Genomic DNA, 2800 nt, shown 5'->3' with positions numbered 1-2800 from the left:
ATAGCTCTTCTTGCGGTTATAGCCCTCGTTATTTTCAGACTCCTTGACTGGAAAGATATAAACAGGGGTGTTTCTTGGGGAACGCTTCTCCTCTTCGGAGGTGGTATCGCCCTTAGCGGGATAATGAAGATGACGGGAACCGCAAAGTTCATCTCCCAAAAGCTTATAAACGTTCTTGACGGACTTCCGACTTTTTTCTTTATACTCGCAGTCGTTCTATTCGTAATATTTTTAACGGAACTTATGAGTAACACCGCAACGACAGCACTCTTAGCCCCTATACTACTCTCAACAGCTCAGGGACTCGGAAAGCCTCCGGAACTCCTTGTTATACCCGCGGCTGTTGCGGCTTCCTGTGCATTTATGCTTCCCGTTGCAACTCCGCCGAACGCTATAGTTTACGGAACGGGCTATATTAAACAGACTAATATGATGGAAGTAGGGTTTATACTTAACTTAGTGTTCAGCGTAGTCCTAGCCCTATTCTTCACCGTTTACGTGGGGGGTTGAGAAATGGGTCTCAAGGAGAAGCTTATCAGGAAGGATAAATACATATGGGAGCTTCCCAAGGAGACAATTGAAGGACAAAAAGTTCCCGTAATACTTTACCTGAGTGAGCCCTTATTTGAGCAGCTTGAGGAGGATGCAATAAGGCAGGCCGCAAATGCCGCGACACTTCCGGGTGTTCAGAAAGCTATATACGTCATGCCGGACGTTCACGTGGGATACGGATTTCCCGTGGGGGGTGTAATGGCTACCCACACGAAGACGGGAATAATCAGTCCCGGTTCTATAGGATACGACATAAACTGCGGTGTTAGATTGATAGCGACGAACTTAAAGGCTGTTGATATAATTCCGAGAATAAAAGAGATAATGAAGGAAGTTCTCAGGAACGTTCCCGCGGGTGTCGGGTCAACAAGTAATATAAAGCTATCAAAATCCCAGATGAAGGAGGTTCTCGTAAGGGGAGCCGGGTGGGCTATTGATTACGGCTTTGGATTCCCTGAGGATTTACAACACATAGAGGGTTTCGGAGCACTTCCCAATGCCGACCCCGATAAAGCTTCCAACGAGGCATATGCAAGGGGTTCTGACGAGCTCGGAACGGTCGGTAGCGGTAACCACTTTGTTGAAATACAAGCGGTTGAGGCGATTTACGACGATGAGGCAGCCCGGAAACTCGGTATATGGGAAGGTCAGGTCGTGATAATGGTTCACTCGGGTTCAAGGGGGTTCGGACACCAGGTGTGCACCGATTACCTGAGAATAGCTCTGAAGGTGAGAGATAAGTATAAGATAAAGCTACCTGACCCTCAGCTTGCGTGTATGCCCTTCTCTTCTCCCGAGGGACAGGACTACTTTAAGGCTATGAACGCCGCTGCAAATTACGCCTTTGCAAACAGGCAGATTCTCGGCTTTAAAACAGCAAACACTATAAGGAAGTTCCTCGGAATATCCTGGGAGGAGTTCGGATACAGACTAATATACGACCACGCCCACAACATAGGAAAAGTTGAGAAGCACAGGATAAACGGTAGGGAGGTTGAGGTTATAGTTCACAGAAAGGGAGCAACAAGGGCATTTCCCCCTTACAACCCCGAGGTTCCACCGGCTTACAGGGATATAGGACAGCCCGTTATAATTCCCGGGGATATGGGAAGGGCATCCTTCCTCCTCGTCGGTCAGCCTAAATCTATGGAAATGTCCTTCGGCACCGCCTGCCACGGAGCCGGAAGGGTTATGTCAAGAAGGCAGGCAAAGAAGTTCGTCAAAGAGGTAGGGCTTGAGAAGGTTATAGGAAACCTTGTAGTTGTGGCAAGGGGAAAGGGAACCATAATGGAGGAAATACCACAAGCTTATAAGGACGTTACGGAGGTTGTTAGAGTAATAGACGAACTAGGTATAGCAAAAGCTGTGGCAAAACTAAAACCCCTCGGAACACTGAAAGGATGAAGGTTCTCCATATACTTGACGGTTCTTCTTTCGTTTACAGGAGTTTCTTTGCTCTACCCAAACTCTCAACGAGCGGGGGATTTCCAACAAACGCTATATACGGTTTCCTCAGAATGCTTTTCGCTCTCATGAAAAGGGAGAATCCCCGGTATCTCGTTGTTGTATTTGACGCTCCCGCAAAGACAAAGAGGGAGAAGATTTACTCAGAGTATAAAAAGCAAAGACCTAAAACCCCTGACCCTTTAAAGGTTCAAATACCCGTTATAAAGGAAATACTCAGGATTGCGGGAATACCCGTTATTGAGGTTCCCGGCTACGAGGCGGACGACGTTATAGCATACCTTGCTGGGAAGTTTTCCGGAAAAGGTTTTAAGGTAAAGATATACTCCCCCGATAAGGACCTCCTTCAACTTGTTTCGGAAAACGTAATAGTCATAAACCCTATGAACAACGAAATGTTTACAAAGGGTGAAGTTATAAAGAAGTTCGGCGTAAGTCCCGAAAAGATACCCGATTATCTTGCCCTCGTCGGAGACAAGGTTGATAACGTTCCCGGCGTTAAAGGTGTAGGTCCAAAGATAGCCGTAGCTCTACTTAAGGAGTTCGGGAGTGTTGAAAACATTCTGAAAAATTGGGAAACTTTCAGGAAGAAGTTTCCCAACGCCTCAAAGGAAGAACTTGAGCTTTCCTACAGACTCGTAAAACTATATACTGACCTCGGTCTTGATGTTAAGGAAGAGGACCTAAAGGTAAGAGACGGAGACATAAATAAACTAAAGGAAAAGCTAAAGGAACTTGAGATGAAAAGTTTACTTCCAGAAGTTGACAAGATATTTAAACACAG

Annotated in this window: 3 protein-coding genes; all 3 read left to right on the top strand. The window is 46.1% G+C overall.

The features are described from left to right. Positions 1-510 (top strand): SLC13 family permease (locus ACWB1W_RS07890; protein WP_479370825.1); only part of this gene is annotated, 510 nt, incomplete at its 5' end. 3 nt (positions 511-513) lie between these two features. After that, a complete protein-coding gene (locus ACWB1W_RS07885) occupies positions 514-1956 on the top strand; it encodes an RtcB family protein (protein ID WP_479370824.1) in 1443 nt (480 codons plus the stop codon). Beyond that, positions 1953-2800 (top strand): 5'-3' exonuclease (locus ACWB1W_RS07880; RefSeq protein WP_479370823.1); only part of this gene is annotated, 848 nt, incomplete at its 3' end. The genes ACWB1W_RS07885 and ACWB1W_RS07880, both read left to right, overlap by 4 nt.

Source organism: Aquifex sp. (genome assembly GCF_056494385.1).
This window is presented reverse-complemented; position numbering and strand designations above follow the sequence as displayed.

What these genes read in the sequence shown, in the direction of transcription:
- ACWB1W_RS07885 (WP_479370824.1), top strand. Translation starts at nt 514, where the DNA reads ATGGGTCTCAAGGAGAAGCTTATCAGGAAGGATAAATACATATGGGAG.